This window comes from Bacillus sp. LQ16 (genome assembly GCF_057784645.1).
Genome location: NZ_CM173491.1, coordinates 5,218,850 through 5,238,991 on the forward strand (window position 1 = coordinate 5,218,850; position 20,142 = coordinate 5,238,991).

16 protein-coding genes are annotated in these 20,142 nt (G+C 36.7%); 5 read left to right on the forward strand and 11 right to left on the reverse strand.

Annotated features, from left to right (window positions below):
* Positions 1-33 precede the first annotated feature (33 nt).
* The 5 genes from acdA to AC3EMB_RS26545 form a co-directional block, all read right to left on the reverse strand.
* The gene (acdA, locus tag AC3EMB_RS26525) at positions 34-1,173 is read right to left on the reverse strand and encodes an acyl-CoA dehydrogenase AcdA (protein WP_000545543.1); all 1,140 of its coding nucleotides are present in this window, start codon (positions 1,171-1,173) and stop codon (positions 34-36) included.
* A 21-nt stretch (positions 1,174-1,194) separates the two neighbouring features.
* Positions 1,195-2,325 (reverse strand): acyl-CoA dehydrogenase, encoded by a 1,131-nt coding sequence (locus AC3EMB_RS26530; protein WP_001011175.1) that lies wholly within the window; start codon positions 2,323-2,325, stop codon positions 1,195-1,197.
* Positions 2,326-2,398: 73 nt separating this feature from the next.
* A complete protein-coding gene (locus AC3EMB_RS26535; RefSeq protein WP_000538874.1) occupies positions 2,399-3,250 on the reverse strand; it encodes a 3-hydroxybutyryl-CoA dehydrogenase in 852 nt (283 codons plus the stop codon).
* A gap of 49 nt (positions 3,251-3,299) precedes the next feature.
* Entirely contained in the window at positions 3,300-4,583 is a 1,284-nt protein-coding gene (locus AC3EMB_RS26540; protein WP_120459809.1) for an acetyl-CoA C-acetyltransferase, read from the reverse strand.
* Between the two features lie 9 nt (positions 4,584-4,592).
* Positions 4,593-6,704, reverse strand: a complete 2,112-nt coding sequence (locus AC3EMB_RS26545) for a (Fe-S)-binding protein (protein WP_001086772.1) — start codon at positions 6,702-6,704, stop codon at positions 4,593-4,595.
* A gap of 449 nt (positions 6,705-7,153) precedes the next feature.
* On the opposite strand from AC3EMB_RS26545, the gene cls reads away from it, so the two are divergent.
* The 3 genes from cls (at position 7,154) to AC3EMB_RS26560 (ending at position 12,135) form a co-directional block, all read left to right on the forward strand.
* Positions 7,154-8,347 carry a cardiolipin synthase gene (gene cls, locus AC3EMB_RS26550; protein ID WP_340782158.1) on the forward strand — a complete coding sequence of 398 codons (1,194 nt, stop codon included), beginning with the start codon at positions 7,154-7,156 and terminating at the stop codon, positions 8,345-8,347.
* A gap of 32 nt (positions 8,348-8,379) precedes the next feature.
* On the forward strand, positions 8,380-9,333 hold the full coding sequence (gene uvsE, locus AC3EMB_RS26555; RefSeq protein WP_141241128.1) for a UV DNA damage repair endonuclease UvsE: 954 nt from the start codon (positions 8,380-8,382) through the stop codon (positions 9,331-9,333).
* 123 nt (positions 9,334-9,456) lie between these two features.
* On the forward strand, positions 9,457-12,135 hold the full coding sequence (locus AC3EMB_RS26560) for a DUF4084 domain-containing protein (protein WP_488517380.1): 2,679 nt from the start codon (positions 9,457-9,459) through the stop codon (positions 12,133-12,135).
* A 17-nt stretch (positions 12,136-12,152) separates the two neighbouring features.
* On the opposite strand, the gene AC3EMB_RS26565 is transcribed toward AC3EMB_RS26560, so the two are convergent.
* Positions 12,153-12,299 (reverse strand): quorum-sensing peptide PapR, encoded by a 147-nt coding sequence (locus AC3EMB_RS26565; protein WP_000734744.1) that lies wholly within the window; start codon positions 12,297-12,299, stop codon positions 12,153-12,155.
* A gap of 88 nt (positions 12,300-12,387) precedes the next feature.
* Positions 12,388-13,245: a helix-turn-helix domain-containing protein gene (locus AC3EMB_RS26570; RefSeq protein ID WP_071731522.1), complete on the reverse strand. Its 858-nt coding sequence runs from the start codon at positions 13,243-13,245 to the stop codon at positions 12,388-12,390.
* 168 nt (positions 13,246-13,413) lie between these two features.
* Between AC3EMB_RS26570 and AC3EMB_RS26575 the strand changes: the two genes are divergently transcribed.
* Positions 13,414-15,165, forward strand: a complete 1,752-nt coding sequence (locus AC3EMB_RS26575; RefSeq protein WP_488517381.1) for a M4 family metallopeptidase — start codon at positions 13,414-13,416, stop codon at positions 15,163-15,165.
* Positions 15,166-15,204: 39 nt separating this feature from the next.
* On the opposite strand, the gene AC3EMB_RS26580 is transcribed toward AC3EMB_RS26575, so the two are convergent.
* From AC3EMB_RS26580 to AC3EMB_RS26595, 4 genes are read right to left on the reverse strand one after another with little or no spacing between them, the layout of a single operon-like run.
* The gene (locus tag AC3EMB_RS26580; RefSeq protein WP_071731523.1) at positions 15,205-15,807 is read right to left on the reverse strand and encodes a response regulator transcription factor; all 603 of its coding nucleotides are present in this window, start codon (positions 15,805-15,807) and stop codon (positions 15,205-15,207) included.
* Positions 15,804-16,934, reverse strand: a complete 1,131-nt coding sequence (locus AC3EMB_RS26585) for a sensor histidine kinase (protein ID WP_488517382.1) — start codon at positions 16,932-16,934, stop codon at positions 15,804-15,806. The genes AC3EMB_RS26580 and AC3EMB_RS26585 overlap by 4 nt, the downstream gene beginning before the upstream one ends.
* The gene (locus AC3EMB_RS26590) at positions 16,935-17,669 is read right to left on the reverse strand and encodes an ABC transporter permease (RefSeq protein WP_001202428.1); all 735 of its coding nucleotides are present in this window, start codon (positions 17,667-17,669) and stop codon (positions 16,935-16,937) included. It abuts the gene before it with no gap.
* Positions 17,666-18,568, reverse strand: a complete 903-nt coding sequence (locus tag AC3EMB_RS26595) for an ABC transporter ATP-binding protein (RefSeq protein ID WP_488517383.1) — start codon at positions 18,566-18,568, stop codon at positions 17,666-17,668. The genes AC3EMB_RS26590 and AC3EMB_RS26595 overlap by 4 nt, the downstream gene beginning before the upstream one ends.
* Positions 18,569-18,725: 157 nt before the next feature.
* Here AC3EMB_RS26595 and map point away from each other — a divergent pair, with 157 nt between their 5' ends.
* The gene (gene map / locus AC3EMB_RS26600; RefSeq protein ID WP_100910518.1) at positions 18,726-19,520 is read left to right on the forward strand and encodes a type I methionyl aminopeptidase; all 795 of its coding nucleotides are present in this window, start codon (positions 18,726-18,728) and stop codon (positions 19,518-19,520) included.
* Positions 19,521-20,142 lie beyond the last annotated feature (622 nt).

The window sequence follows — 20,142 nt, forward strand, 5'->3', positions numbered from 1 at the left end:
AAAAAGCGTAGGAAAATACCTACGCTTTCGTCCCTACTTCGTTAACATACGAGAAATTACAAGCCTCTGAATCTCTTGTGTTCCTTCGTATATTTGTGTAATCTTTGCATCTCGCATATAACGCTCTACTGGATAATCTTTCGTATAACCGTAACCACCAAATACTTGCACCGCTTCAGTCGTCACCTTCATCGCTGTATCCCCTGCAAATACTTTTGACATCGCTGATTCTTTTCCATACGGAAGCCCTTCTGATTCAAGCCAAGCCGCTTGATATGTTAAAAGGCGTGCCGCTTCTACATCTGTTGCCATATCCGCAAGTTTAAAGCCAATCCCTTGCTGCGCCGCAATTGGTTTTCCAAATTGATGGCGCTCCCTTGCATATTCTACAGAAGCATCTAAAGCCCCTTGTGCAATACCAACAGCTTGCGCCGCAATACCGTTACGACCTCCATCTAATGTTTGCATCGCAACTTTAAATCCTTGCCCCTCTTCTCCAAGTAGATTCTCTACCGGAATACGGCAATCTTCAAACATAATTTCAGTCGTTGGTGAAGAGCGAATCCCTAGCTTGCTCTCCTTCTTCCCAACTGAAAATCCCGGTGTATCACTTTCTACAATAAATGCACTCGTACCGCGCTGCTTCGATTCAGGATCAGTTAGCGCAAAAACAACATAAATATCAGCAATACCGCCATTTGTAATGAAAATTTTTGATCCATTTAAAATATAATGGTCGCCATCTCTTTTTGCGATTGTCTTCATTCCACCAGCATCCGATCCAGATCCTGGCTCCGTTAAGCCGTATGCACCAATTTTCTTCCCTTCAGCCATCGGTCGTAAAAACTTTTGCTTTTGTTCTTCTGTCCCAAATTTAAAAATTGGCCATCCCGCAAGTGAAGTATGCGCAGATAGTGTTACACCTGTTGAAGCACAAACTCGAGATAATTCTTCAATCGCAATTACATACGCTAAGTAATCGCTTCCAATTCCGCCGTACTCTTCGGGCCATGGAATACCGGTTAAACCAAGCTCTGCCATTTGATCAAATAACTCTCGATCAAATCGCTCTTCCTCATCACGCTCAGCTGCTGTTGGTGCTACTTCATTTTTAGCAAAATCTCGAACCATTTTTCTTATCATTTCATGTTCTTCTGATAGTTTAAAATGCATCTCCGTCTCCCCCTCGCCCTTTTATAAAGCACGGCTAATAACAAGTTTCTGTATTTCACTTGTTCCTTCATATATTTGCGTGATCTTCGCATCACGGAAAAATCGTTCTACTGGATATTCTTTCGTATAACCGTAACCACCAAATACTTGCACCGCCTCAATCGCGACTTCAACCGCTGTCTTAGAAGCAAATAATTTCGCAATAGATGCTTCTTTACCGCATGGTAATCCTTGTGCCCTAAGAGACGCCGCTCTATATACGAGTAACCTTGCTGCTTCGACACTTGTTGCCATATCTGCAAGCTTGAAGCCAATCCCTTGCTGCGCCGCAATTGGTTTCCCAAATTGTTCTCGTTCTTTTGCATAATCAATCGCACATGCAAGCGCCGCTTCAGCAATTCCTAACGCCTGTGCACCGATTCCAATTCGCCCAACATCTAAATTCGCCATCGCCACCTTGAATCCTTGTCCTTCTTCCCCAAGTAAATTCTCCGCTGGCACTTTCATATCTTCAAAAGTAAGTTGTACTGTACGAGAACCGAGGAGCCCCATCTTATGTTCATCTTTTCCGATGATTAAACCAGGTGTATCTTTCTCTACTATAAATGCAGAAATACCACTTTTCCCTGCCTCTGGATTTGTAGAAGCGAATACAATGTATGTACTTGCTTCACCACCATTTGTAATAAACACTTTCGATCCATTAATAATATAATGATCGCCTTTTTTGACAGCTCTTGATTTCAAACTCCCTGCATCTGATCCTGCATTTGGCTCTGTTAAAGCAAATGCGCCTAAATATTCCCCGGTTGCAAGTTTAGAAACATATTTTTTCTTCTGTTCTTCTGTTCCGAAATATAAAATCGGATTCATTCCAACTGACGTATGTACAGCTAAAATTACACCAACTGTTGCACTTACCTTTGAGATTTCCTCAATGGCTAGAATATAAGAAATAAAATCCATTTCTGCCCCGCCGTATTTTGCAGGCGCTGGAATACCCATTAATCCAAGCTCACCCATCTTTTGCAAAATCTCTTTCGGGAACACCCCTTGTTCCATACTAGGAACAAAGGGAGCAATTTCCTTCTGTGCAAAATCCCGAACCATTTTCCTCATCATTTGCTGCTCTTCATTAAAACGAAAGTTCATATATTCCGCCTCCATTTGCTATATATCCTTTAAATAATTTGGTAAGACCACTATTTTGTAACAAAAGGGGCATTTATTCGTAAACGTAGAATCCACGACCTGTTTTACGCCCTAACCATCCTGCATTTACATACTTACGTAATAACGGACATGGGCGATATTTACTATCTCCTAATCCTTCATGCAACACTTCCATAATGTATAAACACGTATCTAAACCGATAAAATCAGCGAGTGTCAAAGGCCCCATCGGATGGTTCATACCAAGCTTCATGACCTCATCAATTGCTTCTTTCGTCGCTACACCTTCGTATAACGTATAAATTGCTTCGTTAATCATCGGTAGCAAAATGCGGTTTGATACAAAACCTGGGAAATCATTTACTTCAACTGGCACTTTCCCAATTTTTTTCGTAATATCTTCAATTGCTTCATATACCGCATCATCTGTAGCCAAACCACGAATAATCTCAACAAGCTTCATAACTGGAACTGGATTCATAAAGTGCATGCCGATTACTTTTTCCGGACGCTTCGTTACCGCTGCAATTTCTGTAATTGGCAGAGATGACGTATTTGTCGCTAAAATTGCGTGTTCTGGAGCAATTTCATCTAGATTCGCAAAGATTTTCTTTTTAATATCCATTTTCTCAACAGCTGCTTCAATAATAAGATCCGCTTCTTTCACACAATCTAAATCAAGCGTTACTGTAAGACGATTTAATGTCGCTTCCTTCTCTTCTTCCTTCATGCGTCCTTTTTCTACTTGGCGCGCTAAGTTTTTCGTAATGATAGCCAATCCTCTATCTAATTGCTCTTGTTTTAAATCTTGTACCTTCACGTCATATCCTGCCATTGCACATACTTGTGCAATTCCTGATCCCATTTGCCCTGCACCAATTACAACAATGTTTTGTACACCCATTTTTTCTTCCCCCTTAATTGTTAATAAATTTTATACCCTCGAACTTTAATTAGTGAACTTCAATCATCACTGCGTCCCCTTGACCGCCACCGCTACAAATCGATGCAATTCCAATTCCGCCGCCGCGCTGCTTAAGTGCATGGATTAGCGTAACGATAATGCGCGCTCCGCTTGCTCCAATTGGATGGCCCATCGCTACCGCGCCGCCATTTACATTCAATTTTTCTGGATCAATTCCTGCGATTTCTGTACTTGCAATTGCTACCGCTGCAAATGCTTCATTAATCTCGAATAAATCGATGTCTTCAATTGTCTTGCCTGTTTTTTCAAGCAATGCGTTAATTGCATAACCTGGCGTTCTTGGGAAATCTTTAGATTCCACTGCAATTGCTGTATGCGCCAAAATTGTCGCTAATGGCTTTCTTCCTTCTTGCTTCGCTCTGTCTTCGCTCATTAACACAAGTGCGGCACCACCATCGTTTAGTCCTGGCGCATTACCAGCTGTCACTGCCGCTTCCTTATCAAATACAGGTTTTAACTTTGCTAACTTTTCAATCGTTGTATCTTCACGTGGCGCCTCATCCTTTGCAACGACAATAGGATCGCCTTTTCTTTGCGGGATCGTTACTGGCACGATCTCCTCTTCAAAACGTCCTTCTTTATGCGCTGAAACCGCACGCTGATGGCTACGATATGCCCATTCATCTTGTGCTTCGCGAGAAATTCCATCTTCCTTCGCAACTTCTCCTCCATAAACACCCATGTGTGTACCTGAAAATGCGCATGTTAAACCGTCAGCAACGTTTAAATCAATAACTTCGTTGTTGCCCATTCTGTATCCCCATCTTGCTCCGCGTAAAATGTAAGGACTGTTACTCATCGACTCCATACCGCCAGCTACAATCAGTGATTGATCGCCAGTACGAATAATTTGATCCGCTAACGTAACCGCACGAAGTCCTGATGCACAAACTTTATTCACTGTTTCCGTCTGCACTTCCCAAGGGATTCCAGCAGCCCTTGCAGCTTGACGCGATGGAATTTGCCCCTGTCCCCCCTGAATAACCGTTCCAAATATAACTTCTTCAACATCACTAGCCGCAACATTTGCTCTTTCAAGCGCTGCTTTAATTGCAATTCCTCCAAGTTCCGTCGCTTTTACATCTTTTAAAGATCCTCCAAATTTTCCAACTGGTGTTCTTGCAGCACTTAAAATAACTGTTTTACTCATGTTTCTTTCCCCCATTTCTTTTTTTAACACTGAGCGCTCGCTCGGTATCCCTACGTTGAGAAGAGGTGCAATCATTGCACCTCTTTCTAAAGTTGTATACATTCTTATAAACTACATCGCTTCTTTTTTCTGTCCGATAACAGATCGTTCTAAAATCTCTGTCACATCAAGAGTTTGAACTTTCTCTTCTACCTCTTTCGCTTTCGTTCCATCACTGATCATCGTTAAGCAATATGGACAACCTGTACCGATAATGGATGGCTGTACAGCTAATGCTTGTTCTGTACGAGCAACGTTAATACGAGAACCTGTTGTTTCTTCCATCCACATTAAGCCACCACCTGCGCCACAGCACATTCCAGTTTCACGGTTACGTGCCATTTCTACAAGATTCACTCCAGGAATCGCTTTCAAAATATCACGTGGCGCTTCGTACACTTCGTTGTATCTTCCTAAATAACAGGAATCATGGTACGTAACTGTTTCTTCAATAGCGTGAACAGGCTTTAAGCGTCCTTCTTTCACCCACTGAGCTAACAATTCTGTATGATGATAGACTTCTGCTTGCAAGCCAAAGTCCGGATACTCATTTTTAAATGTGTTATAAGCATGAGGATCAATCGTAACGATTTTCTTCACTCCTGCCTTTTCAAATTCTTCGATATTCTTTGTCGCCATCTCTTGGAATACAAATTCATTTCCAAGGCGGCGTGGTGTATCTCCAGAATTCTTTTCTTTATTACCGAGAATTGCGAATGAAATGCCTGCTTCGTTCATTAACTTCGCGAACGATATCGCAATCTTCTGACTACGATTGTCGTATGATCCCATTGAACCAACCCAGAATAAATACTCGAATTCCTCCCCAGCTTTTGATTTTTCTTTTACAGTTGGAACTGTTACTTCGTCATCACCTTGGCGCCATGTTTCACGCTCTTTACGGTTCAGACCCCACGGATTCCCTTGACGCTCGATATTTGTCATCGCGCGTTGTGCTTCCGCGTCCATTTTTCCTTCTGTTAAAACGAGATATCGACGTAAATCAATAATTTTGTCAACATGCTCATTCATAACTGGACATTGATCTTCACAGTTACGACACGTTGTACATGCCCAAATCTCTTCTTCTGTAATAACATCTCCGATTAAACTCGGATCGTAAGCGAGAGTTGTAGCCGCTGATTCTTGTTGTCCTTTTCCAGCCGCCATCATCGCTAACTGATTTCCTTGTGTATTATTGAAGGCAACTACTGGAACCCACGGTGCTTTTGATGTTACCGCAGCTCCTTTATCAGTTAAATGATCACGAAGTTTTAAAATTAAGTCCATCGGCGATAACATTTTTCCTGTTCCTGTTGCCGGACACATATTTGTACAACGACCACACTCTACACAAGCGTATAAGTCAATAAGTTGATTTTGTCTAAAGTCTTCAATTTTACCAACACCAAATGTTTCTTGCGTTTCATCTTCAAAATCAATCTTTTCAAGCTTCCCTGGGTTTGAAAGACGACCGAAGAATACATTAGCTGGTCCCGCAATTAAATGCGCATGTTTTGATTGTGGAACATAGACTAAAAACGTTAACAAAATTAGTAAATGCACCCACCAAGAAAAATAGAACACTGAAATGGCTACGGTTTCATTTATCCCGCTAAAAACGTAAGCGATTGCAGAAGCGATTGGTTCACTCCATGAAAGCTCCTCGCCATGCCATATAAGTCCCATACCGTTACCAAGTAGCACAGAAATCATTAAGCCACCGATAAAGATAAGAACAAGACCTGATTTGAAGTTACGTTTTAAACGAACAAGCTTTTCTACATAACGTCTATGAAAAGCCCAAAATACTGCAATTAAAATAACAAGTGTGACAATTTCCTGGAAGAATGTAAATGCAGGGTATAGTGGTCCAAGTGGAAGATGTGATCCTGGTGCGAGTCCTTTCCAAACGAAGTCAATTGCTCCAAATTGGACAAGAATAAATCCGTAAAAGAACATAACGTGAATGATGCCGCTTTTCTTATCTTTCAGCAGCTTTTTCTGACCGAAAACATTGACCTTAAGGAGATCCCAACGCTCTTTAAAACGACGGTCAAATTCAATTTTTTTTCCTAATTGTATGTAGGCCATTCTCGTCCGTATAAGATATACAAACAAATATCCTGCATAAGCAATAACAGCAATGGCAGCCAGCCAATTAATGATCAGTAAGCTATTCATTTTTATGCTACCCCTCTCTTTGTAAGCCCTCTTTCTTTTTTTTGAATCTTCAAAAATATATAATTTTCTGAATTATATCCCCTATCCCCATTATATAATGAGTGAGCATTCAGTCAACAGTTTTTTGTTATAGAACAACACATTTTTTCATAAAGCTGTTTATTTCGGTGAAACTATAAAGTGAAACTTTAATCAGTAGGGGTGGTTCATCCCCCACTGATTATTAGTTGAACCAATCGGGCTTTTACGGGCAGTTGATTTCCAAACTAACTTCTGCTTATTCATCAATTTTTGAAGTAGGAAGCTTACTGTCCGTTAAAGCGGGATAAAGTGAAACTTTAATCAGTGCAACATACTATCATCTGATGAAATTTATAATAACAGCCGTGCTACCCGTATCATTTGTAACACACTGAAGGTGAAAAGAATGCGAAGGAGGGAATTCACTGATGCTCTACTTATCTCTTTTGTTAATATCCGTTGCTCTTTGGATTACAATTGATCTTTCATACGGGAGATTTCTTCATTTAAAACGGGTAAGCTCTCGCACTTTCCCTTTACGTCAAAGTGATTTTCACCTTTATACATACGGGAAAGATTTGTATGACGCTTTATTTACTGATATAAAACAAGCACAGCACCACATTCATATTTTATTCTTCATTGTAAAAAACGATAAAATCAGTCGTGAATTTTTAAATTTGCTGATTGATAAGGCTCAGGAAGGAATTGAAGTACGACTTTTACTTGATCGATTTGGCAGCCATTCTTTATCAAACGAAGCTATTCACTCCCTCCGAAAACATGGTGTATCTTTTTCATTTTGTCATAAGGTAAAATTTCCTCTGCTTTTCTTTTCTGCCAATCAAAGAAACCATAGAAAAATTACAGTAATTGATGGGAAAACTGGCTATATCGGGGGATTTAATATCGGCGAAGAGTATCTGGGGCATAATGAATATTTAGGATTATGGCGAGACTATCATTTACGTCTTACAGGAGAAGGGGTTCAAGATTTACAAAAGCAATTTTTGCATGACTGGTTTGATGATACGAAACAGGATTTATTGGATGCTTCTCTTTATTTTCCAAAACAAAACCCAGGTACCATACTGCATCAATTTATTCCGACTGATGGTGCTTATTTACAGCATACTTTTTTACATTTAATTAACGGAGCAAAAAAAGAAATCTGTATCGGTACACCATATTTCATTCCTGGAAAAAAAATTATGAATGCCTTATTAAAAGCAAGAGAAAGAGGGGTTCAAATCACAATTCTTGTTCCAGAAAAAGCTGATCACCCTCTCGTTCGAGAAGCAAAATTCCCGTACTGCCGAAAATTAATACAGGCTGGTTGCAATATTTATGCATTTCAACAAGGGTTTTTTCACGCCAAAATTATTATAGTGGATGATGATATTTGTGATATCGGAACAGCAAATTTTGATATGAGAAGTTTATATATTAACCATGAAATAAACTGCCTGTTATATAGTAAACATTTCGTTCAAACAGTAAAAAATAAATTCCATGAAGACCTAAAGAATGCATCCATACTTTCCTATAGCGATGTAAACCCAACTTCTCTTATCGATAGAGGAAAGGAATGGATTGGAACAATGCTTGCTTTCCTTTTATAGGAAAGACAATGAATAAAAGAGGTGTATCTTATATGATTATGCGGTTTGGATATGTCTCACATGCAATGGCACTCTGGGACTGTTCTCCTGCCAAAACAATGACGTTTACAAGCTTTAAGAAACTCAGCAAGCAAGAGCGAGAAGACAAACTGTACCATGTTATAAAGCAAAATTTAGAGCACACAATACGTATCCTACATTACAATATAGCGCATGAAATCCCACTATATCGCCTATCGTCTTCAATCGTCCCACTTGCAACACATCCCGAAGTCGAGTTTGACTATATTGGGGTATTCACACCACTTTGGCGTAAAATAGGAGCTTTAATTAAAGAACACAATTTACGAATAAGTTTTCATCCAAATCAATTTACGCTATTTACAAGCGACAAGCCACATATTACTACTAACGCTATTACGGATATGACTTATCATTATAAAGTATTAGATGCTATAGGCATTGCAGATTCCTCTTACATTAATATTCATGTAGGTGGAGCCTATGGAAATAAAGAAAAGGCAATTGAGCGCTTCCATGAAAACATAAAAAAACTTCCTGCACATATAAAAAAACAAATGACTCTTGAAAACGATGATAAAACATATACAACTTCTGAAACTTTATCAATTTGCCAAAAAGAAAATATCCCATTTGTATTTGATTATCATCATCATATGGCCAATCTTTGCGAGGAACCACTAGAAGAGTTGCTTCCTGCAATTTTTGAAACTTGGTCACATACAAATATCTCTCCCAAAGTTCACATTTCCTCTCCGAGATCGGAAAAAGAATTTAGGGCTCATGCTGAATATATCGATTTAGATTTTATCAAGCCCTTCTTACACGTTGCAAAAAAAAACAATCATAATTTCGATATTATGATTGAAAGTAAACAAAAAGACTTAGCACTATTCCAATTAATAAATGAACTTTCTGCTATAAGAGGAATTAAAAGAATAAGTGGTGCAAAGTTACAGTGGTAAATTGTAACTTTGCACCATTTTTTCAAAAAAGTAATTTTTATAGTAAAAAACATCCTATTTTATATGCTATTATTTAAATTAGCATTCCCCCGAGATTCAACTTTATTGAAACGGAGTCATAATATGATTAGTCAAAAAAAGTATGTACAATTTGTCATAATATACATATCTATATTCGCTCTTTGGATACTCTTTATTCCAAATGAGTCACATATAAAGGAAATTGGGATTCTTTTCTTATTCTGTTTCGCTGCACTTTTTTCTTGCCACTGTTTATATAAAGCTATTAAGAAAATGAAACGCAGTGATAAACTATTTTGGATTTTATTACTATGTACTTGCCTATGTGGATTAATTATGGAGATAACCCTATTTCTTAGTTCACTTTCCATACATGATCAATCTATATTTTCATATAAAGCATTGCCTTTTTTTATCATACAATATATTTTGCTCTTTGTTGGATTTGCTATAAAGTTTATAAAGAATTACTCTATTAAGGGGCTTTCGCAATTTTCATTCGATAGCATCTTTATTATTATTATGAACATTTATTTCACCTTAACTTTTATCTTAGATCTTTCAAGTTTCCGCATGTTAACAAAGGATACTTGGATTTTAATTGGGTATTTCATTGCACAATCATTAGTAATTTACGCCGTTATTAGCCTATATAGAAGAGAACAATATTCTTCTAGTAGAATCGCATTAATTATCGGCTTCACTATTATACTCATATACGGTTATATTCATCTGTTTCAATTGAACTTTGGGATGAAAACTTCTGCTGAAATTAATTATTTAATACACACTGCTTCTATTTTATTAATTGGACTTTCTTCCATACTATATATTTTAGATAAACCAATGCAGCATGAAACGAAAACAAAATATTATCGATTCGATTATGTACGTTTTATACTACCTTATTTTAGTATAATTATTACTTTTTCTTTTATTATCATTCAACCTTGGGATGATAAGTTCATGTTAATCGGTCTCGTATTATCACTTATTTTGTTATTCTTGCGGCAACTTTACATGTGGAAAGATAATCAAGCACTAATCCATACATATGAACAGTTGACTACACAACTAGAGGATGAAGTTGAAGAAGGTGCATTTGCATTATCAAAAAGTGAACAACGTTATAAATCTTTATTCGAAGATCATCCCGATGCCGTTTTCTCTTTAAATATGAATGGCATTTTTCAACACTCTAATAAGGCATGCGAAAGCTTATTTACTGCCTATTATTGCGAAGTGGCAAGCTATTCTCTGGTACACTTCATTGATTCAAAAGACCACGAACTACTAAAGAAGGCTTTACAAATTACAAAGGAAGGTAGGCCACAAACGTTAGAAGTTCGTACAAAAGAACAAGAAGGCTATTATTATTATCTCCATATTACACTTATCCCTACTTTTATAAACAAAGAAGTGGTCGGAATGTTTGGGATAGCGCGTGATATTACCACTTTATATGAAAAACAAAAACAAGTAGAACATTTAGCCTTTCACGATGCACTTACTGGATTACCAAATCGCCGAAAGTTCGAAAAAGATTTAAAAGCCATTTTAAATACAGCCCAAACTAACGCAAATGATGTCGCCGTCATATTCCTTGATTTAGATCGATTTAAAAAAATTAACGATAGACTTGGTCATGACGTCGGAGATTTATTATTAATTGAAGTAGCAAAAAGATTACGCGGTTGCTTGCGTTCAAAAGATGTCGTCGCTCGCCAAGGTGGAGATGAGTTTACAATTCTATTACCAGAAATGTACTCAGAAAAAAGTGCAATTTTTATAGCTGAACAGATTTTAACTATTTTAAACAAACCATTCTTCATTCAAGGCGAAGAACTCTCTATTACACCAAGTATCGGAATTGCGATGTACCCTGATTATGGAACTGATGTAAATGAGTTAATGAAAAATGCTGATATGGCTATGTACCGTGCGAAAGCAAATGGAAAAAACAGATTTGTTTTCTTCTCAAAAGAAATGAGTATCGCTCAAAATGAAATTCAATTCTTAGAAGGTGAACTTTCAAAAGCATTACAACAAAATGAATTTTTCCTTGAATACCAGCCACAAGTAAGCACAAAAACAAAACAAATTATCGGTTTTGAAGCATTAATACGTTGGAAGCATCCAAAACTCGGTATCGTATCTCCGGCCCAATTTATCCCCCTAGCAGAGGAAACTGGTTTTATTATTGAACTTGGTAATTGGATTTTACGTACTGCCTGTTTAGAGGCAAAAAGATGGCATAATCAAGGTTTTTCTTACTTAAAAGTTGGTGTGAATTTATCTGTTGTTCAATTTAACCATGCAGATTTAATCCCAACTATTTCAAAGGTGTTGGAAGAAACAGAACTGAAACCAGAAGCACTAGATATTGAAATTACGGAAAGCATCGCAATTAATCAAAATCAATCTGTAGTTGCAAAACTAGAACAACTTCAAAATCTCGGTATTCAAATTTCAATCGATGACTTTGGAACTGGTTATAGTTCTTTAGCTTATTTAACAAAATATCCAATCAACACATTAAAAATTGCTCGAGAGTTTATTTGTGGAATTACAACTAGTCCTTTAGAAGAAGCAATTGTCTCTTCCATTATTACACTATCAAAAGAATTAAATTTAGAAGTGATTGCAGAAGGTGTAGAAACAGAAGAAGAATGGGAATTTTTACATAAACAAAATTGTGATCACATTCAAGGATTCTTTATTAGCAAACCTGTTTCTAGTAAAGACGTTTGGATGTTACTCCATAAAAAAACAACCGTCTAAATAAGACGGTTGTTTTTTTAAAACTCAAAAGGCATATCTGAAGCTAATTGTACCTCTTGATCATCATGAGAAATTACTTGGCTTTTCTCTAAAGCTGTATCCGCTAATGAAATACCCCATGTCATTGCTAACGTTAATAGACTACCGATAAGTAGTTTCTTCATATTCCATCACCCACATTTTTTCTTTTAATATATCATGAAAATTTATCCATACATTATGCAATTATGCATATTTAGTTTTTGCGTTATTTTATTTCGTCATTTTTTTCATAAATTTTTCTTTATACGTATGCATTTCTAATATATCAAAAAAGAAATAAGCCTTTTCATAAGCTTCTTCACTCTCTGTCTCATCATAGCCTAGCTTTTCTAAACATTCACCTTTTTGATAGTATAGCTGCCCAATCAATGCCATACTATTAATTCGACACGATATTTCAATAGCTTTATTTATTTGATAAAGAGCCCCTTCATATTGATTATCTAAGTATAATGTTTTCGCATAATTATGTCTTACCTTCACATCAAACTCTTTATTTTCAGGTAATGCTTCTAATTGCTTTAATATACCTTCAAATAACTCCATGCCCTTCTTAAAGTAACCATTTTCAGCATAAATATTTGCAATTGCATTCTCTATATAAAGATTTTGGTACACATCAATCCCAGTTAATTGTTGATTTAACAATTTTTTTAATTCTAAAATACAATATTCATAATCACTTTTCTTCAATACATACGCTGCTACATGATATTGCCATTGAAGAAATTGCTGAAACTCAGGATGATATTCTTCCTTTTTCAACTCATTCCATACTTTATTATAAATTTCTTTATATTTCTTTTGCTTACAAAGCATAATGATTTGATCTTTTAACTGCTTTTTCCTCTCAATATCGGAATAAATGAGTACCTCATAAAAATGAATAATGGGAACTTGTAATTTTGCTGCAATACCTTGCAATATATCCATACTTGGGTATACTGCACCCGATTCAATTCTGCTCACTTCCGATTGATGACATATGTTCTCGGATAACTGTTTTTGTGTTAATCCTCTCAACACTCTAATTTTCTTAATTTCACTTCCTAATTTCTCTGCGTGCATACTTACTCACCATCCCATTATAACAATCTAATTTGTTAAGTTGTCATACCACTACAATAATGTGAATTCGACAATTTTTGATATGAAATAATGCATAATATATATAAAATTCGGCAAATTTTTCATACAATTCATCTCACATACAATAATAGATTAGGAGTGTTATAGATGAATTATAGAAAACTTGCTAGTGCTTTCGTTACATTCGGTCTTCTTTGTCCTTTATCAACAGAAGCTATTCATGCTCAAGAATTAGACAAAAGTGCAGTCAAAGTTGAAATTGCTCAGCCTGGTTTAACAATCGGGAAATTAACACAACCTCAAAATGATACGAAAGAAAATATTGCTAAAAAGTATTTAAAGGGTGAGGTAAATGGGGCGAAAGCTCAACAAGAACAAGTCACTACTGAAAAAAATGTAGATTTCCAACCTACAAATAAAGAAACCAAAGAAAATCAAACCGAAGTTCGCCTTGCACAAACATATAAAAACTATAAAGTATATGGCCAAGATCTCATTGTAAAAGTAGATAAAAATGGAGTGATCACAACTGTTAGTGGTAAAGTTGTTCAAAATTTAAATCAACAACCTAATCTTACTATAACAAATTTTTTGTCGAAAAATGAAGTAAAATCTAAATTACGCGATATAGTTCAAATTCCAAGTGATGCAGTTGAGACAGAATTCTCTAGCGAAACCGTTGTTTATAAGAAAAAAGATGGCTATTATACATTCGCAACTGTTATTACATTTACTTATGAAAACAATGAACAGATTATAAATGGCAATGCTATCGTTGATCTAAAAACTGGCGAAGTACTTTTCCAAGAAAAATTCATTAAAAACAAAGAGAATAAGACTATAAATCAAGTAACATCACCTAGATTATCCCCTGCAAGTGAGCAAGGAACTGGGAAAAATGCACTTCAAGAAAACATCTCTTTCAATATTGCCAAAGGAACCGATGGAAAATTTTATTTAGCGGATTTATCACGCGGAAATGGTATTTATATTTATAATGCAAACTACGCCGATTCCCTCGGGGGATATAGTCAAGCTGGTTATCCAGGGACACTAATTTCAAGTAGCACTCCTAATTTTGCAGATAAAGAAGCCGCGGGCGCTATGAAGAACATGAGTGATATTTATGATTACTTTAAGAAAGAACATAATCTAAAAAGTTACGACAATAAAGATTCAAAAGTTGTTGCTAGTGTACACGGTTTTGATTCTACTGAAGTTAGTGATGGTGTAAAAGAAGACTATGTAAATGCGTTTTGGCATCCTGCTTGGAACCAAATGGTATTTGGTGATGGTTTAGACGGAAAACTAACATCAGCTCTTGATGTAACAGCTCATGAATTTGGACATGCTGTATTCAGTGGCACGACGAAAAATAAAGTCGTGAGATATCCAAGTGCTGAAACATCTGCACTAAACGAGGGATTAGCAGATTTCTGGGGTACACAAATCGAATATTACGTAAAGAAAGATAAGGGAAACTGGATTATGGGCGATACATTAGGCGGCCTAACAATTCGTGATATCCCAGGGGAAATTGGTGACGGCGGCCATAAACTATATACAAATTTACAAGATTTCTATAACGATGGTAATAATCAAGAATCACACGTGAATTCTGGTATTATTAGTCACGTATTATATCAATTAGCTGAAGGTAAAACATATAACGGTGTTGCTGTTCAAAAACAAGGTAATGAAAAAGTAAGTAAAGTTGTTATGCGTGCATTGCAAAATTACGCAACTTCCGCTGAAGACTTTGAATCACTTCAATCTCATATCGTACAAGCTGCAAAAGATTTATATGGCACTGCCGTATCAAATGAATTTGCAAAGGCATTTGAAGCACATGGTTACAAGTCGTTACAAAAAGTAAATCAAGTAATAGAAATACAATAATTATAAAAAGAAGGTTACCTCTCATAGGTAACCTTCTTTTTATATCCAACCCTTTTCTTCCGCAATTGTAATTGCCTCAATTCTATTTTTCGCATCGAGCTTCGCTAATACTTCAGAAATATAATTACGTACTGTACCCGGCGAAAGATAAAGTGCCTTCGCAATTTCGTTTGCCGTCTTTCCTTCTTTCGCAAGCAACAATACTTCCTTTTCGCGATCTGACAACGGATTTTGCTCCTGCCATAAGCCAAACATTAAATCTTGGGAGACCTCTCGTTTCCCCTTCATTACATTACGAATTGCTGCCGCTAAATCTTCACTTGGGCTATCCTTTAATAAATAGCCGTGCACACCAGCTTTCATTGCTCTTTCAAAATATCCCGGACGTGCAAATGTTGTTAAAATCATTACTTTACATAATGATTTTTCTTTTTTTAACGCTTCAGCAACATCTAATCCACTTTGAATCGGCATTTCAATATCCATAATACTTATATCCGGTTTTAACGATTCAATTAATTTTAGCGCCTCTTCCCCGTTTGCCGCTTGCCCAATTACTTCGATATCATCTTCTAGATCAAGTAGGGCCCCTAATGCACCACGAAGCATCCGTTGATCTTCTGCAATAATAATTCGAATCATGCCCTCACCTCATCTTTTCCTGTTCTAATTACAACTGGAACTTTTACTGTTAACAACGTCCCTGGATTGATTGTACCTAGTTCAACAAATCCATCAATAAGAGCAATTCGTTCTTTCATGCCGCGGATACCATTTCCATCATGATTTTGATCTGTTAAACCGATTCCGTTATCTTTTACTTTCAAAATCAGCTCACCTTGCGATTCTAATACAGAAACTGTGCACCGCGTTGCCTTGCTATGTTTTACAACATTCGTAACAGCCTCACGTAAACACATCCCGACAATATTTTGTTCAATTGGTGATAACGAACTCGAGCTGGCTTCTTGCCTCACTTCTAATTCAATATTAGCTGCTTGTAAGATCGCTTTTATTTGCTCTAGCTCTTCTTCTACCGTAATCATACGCATATCAGAAATTAATTCTCTCAGCTGTTTTAAGGCTGTACGAGACGTTTGTGTAATTTCCTTCGCTTCCGCACTTGCACGCTCTGGATTTTTCACAATTAACTTCTCAACGAGCTGGCTTTTCAAAGTAATAAGAGATAACGTATGCCCTAATGTGTCATGAAGATCTCTTGCAATCCGCTGCCGTTCTTCACGTTTTACTAAGTCTTTAATTTGCTCGTTTGCTTCATCTAATTGATTTCTTAACATCTTTTTCTGATTAAAATTGCGCATACCAAATGGCGTAAGAAGCATTAAAATAAACATCGGAACGATATTTACTAAACTTGTAGTTGTTAGTTGACTCATATTTACAAATAAAAATGCTCCAAGCATTATAACTAACGAACATAACAGCACTCGAAATACTTTCTTATTTGGCGCAAATCCCATCGCACTTGCTGTGAAAAAGCCAAAAAATATCATAAAAGGATTATAAAATAAAGCAAATAAAAAGATGAGTACCATTTGAATACACGCCCAAAAAACAAACGTCCTCTGAACAAAATAAAGCTGACGGTATGTGACGATAAAAATTATCAACATACCGCTTCCTATTACAAGCTTCCATCCTGATGCCTGCGCTAAGTGATAAATTGGAAATAATAGATAAACAAACCACATATACGGGAAGAATCCCATATGTTTCGGAAAAATCTCAATCCTCTTCTTCTCTATCATTTATACCGCTTCCTGTCTTTTTCTTATATATATTGATACTACAACAAATATAAGGAAATAACCTCCTAATACCGCGATATTTTCCCATCCAATTGATTTTCCAGCTACAATATCCCACGCACCACTTCCGAAATGGTATGTCGGTGTCCATTCACCAATCGTTCTTAATATTTTGGGGAATACTTCAATCGGCATCCATAACCCGCCAACTATAGCTAAACTCATATTTAAGATATTTGCTAAGCCAGCAGCTGCGTCCGCCTTCTTAATGGAACCTATTACTGTTCCTAATGCTAAAAATGGTGTTACCCCTAACAATAACCATAACCCCGCACCAATCCATTGCCCTACTGTTAACTCAACATGATTAATCAATATCCCTGCTATAAAAATAACTAAGATTGAAAAAGCATTCACCACTGTTTGGGCAATAATTTTAGCAGTTATATACGCACCCTCTGGAAGTGGTGTGATTTTCAAAAGATGTGTCCATCCTTGCCCTCTTTCCTGAGAAAGTCTCACACCGAAACTAAAGAGTGCAGTCCCTACAATACTGAAAGTTGCCATCGAAATTAAATAGTGTGCTTTCCACGCATCTCCGTTTTGTGGTACTTGAACAACATTTGTGAAAATGTAGTAAAACATAACAGGCATTAATAATGAGAAAAAGATAAATAATTTATTGCGAAATGTACGTAAAATTTCTATTTTACACTGCATCCATAACGCTCTCATGCGATTTCCCCCTTCTGATTTGCGACGAACTGTTCAAATGCTTCATCAAGGCTTCCACGTTCAACTGAAACATCTGTTACAGGTAAACTCCTTTGATAAATGGCTTTTAAAGTTGCATCCGTATCCTCTGTTGTTAAAATGAAGCGTCCTTCGTTTGACTTAACTTCTGTTACATTTGGTAATCCCTTTAGTAATTTTGTAGGAATGCTTTCCTTCGAGTAAAATGTGATTGTTTTTCGCGAAATCGTCGCTTTCATTTCGTCTGGTGTACCATCTGCGATAATCTTTCCGTTCGCAAATAATAAGATACGATTTGCTAAAGCATCTGCTTCTTCTAAATAATGCGTCGTTAAAATAATTGTTTTCCCTTCACTTGCTAACTTTCGAATCGTTTCCCAAAACATTCTTCGAGACGTAATATCCATTCCGACTGTCGGCTCATCTAAAAATAACAAATCTGGATTTCCCGCAAGTGCAAGCGCAAAATTCAACCTTCTTTTTTGCCCACCTGATAACTTCTCACATCTTTGCTTTCGCTCTGATTCTAAATTTGATAACTGCAGTAACGTTTCTTTCGCTATAGGATTCGTATAATAACTACGGAATAACTCGATTGCCTCTTCCACCGTAATACTATCAATGACACTTACTTCTTGCAGCATCGCACCGAGGCTATTACGAACATCTCTATGCTTTGGACTCTTTCCAAATATAGAGACCTTACCTTCTGTCGGGTCCTTTAATCCAAGCATCATCGACATCGTCGTTGTTTTCCCCGCACCATTCGGACCAAGTAACGCTACTATTTCCCCTTTATTTACATGAAATGAAACATTATTTACTGCGTTTTTATGTTTAAATGTTTTAGAAACACCATTTACTTCAATAATCTTTTCCATCTCTCCACCCCCGCTGTTTCTTATATTTACATTGTATTACTTGGAAAACTTAGGAAACAGTATGATGCGTCATGACATCGATATGACAATTGTCATGTATTCTTTATGAGAGGAATCAAGCTGCATACCGCAAGCGAGTAGCAGGACGAAAATAAACATGATACAATCGGTTAAGATATATATTCGAGGAAGGACAGTGGTTTTCATGATTATTCGTAATGAACAAGATTTAGAAGGCTTACGAAAAATCGGCCGCATCGTTGCGCTTGCACGTGAAGAAATGAAAAAAGAAGCGAAGCCAGGTATGACAACGAAAGAGCTTGATTTGATCGGTAAAAAAGTATTAGATGAGCATGGTGCTATTTCTGCACCTGAAAAAGAATATGATTTCCCAGGTGTAACTTGCATTAGTGTAAATGAGGAAGTTGCTCATGGTATTCCAGGAGATCGCGTATTAAAAGAAGGCGACTTAGTAAACGTCGATGTATCTGCTGCACTTGATGGCTATTATGCAGATACAGGTATCTCATTTGTTCTTGGAGAAGACGAAGCAAAAGAAAAGCTTTGCCAAGCAGCGGTTGATGCATTTTGGGCAGCAATGAAAAAGGTTAGAGCTGGCTCAAAACAAAATCAAATTGGTCGTGCTGTTTCAAACTTTGCACATAAAAGTGGATACAATGTTATTCAAAACTTAACTGGTCACGGCATTGGTCTTAGCTTACATGAAGCACCAAATCACATTTTAAGTTACTATGATCCAATGGATAATGCGCTTCTAAAAGACGGTCTTGTTATCGCTGTAGAACCGTTCATCTCTATGAAAGCTGATCATATTATTGAACGTGGTGACGACGGCTGGACATTCGTTACACCTGATAAAAGTCTTGTTGCACAATGTGAACATACCGTTGTCGTAACGCGCGGCGAACCAATAATTTTAACAGAAATCTAATACCAAAAACGGCTGTTTTGTAGATTTATTCCACATAAAACAGCCGTTTTTATTTTTGGGAAAATATGTGAACTACTGTTGAACTCTTTATCATTTAAGTATATAATCTTTAGCGGAGGTTACTTAAGCTTATCTTTACTAAAAAGATATTGTAACTAAGGAGTAAAACACCTTCTTTCTTATTGTTTAAACAGTCTCAAAAATGACCGTAGTAACGTGTTAGTCGAATATTCTGTAATTCTTATATTCCTCTAACAATGTAAGAAACTATCATCTTTCAACTTCGGTCCACTAATCGCACAACTCTCTTTAGACAAAATAAATGACTATTTTCAAAGTACATATTGTCTTCATTCTGACCAAAACCAACCCTATCTAGCTTTTTATCTCCACATAACTTTAAGGCAAAAATAAGCCTTCACAAAGGGATACACTACATTGGTTAGTATGTATCGTAAAACTTACCTTTATAACCATTCTTTTTTACTAGATATACATGAAAACTATCTCACATATAAAGGTCTGATATCATTCTTTAATATCAGTATTTTTTTCGACATTTTTTGTCGAATTGTGTATATTTCCACAGAACTGTGTAAATATACATTTTGTTTTACGTTAA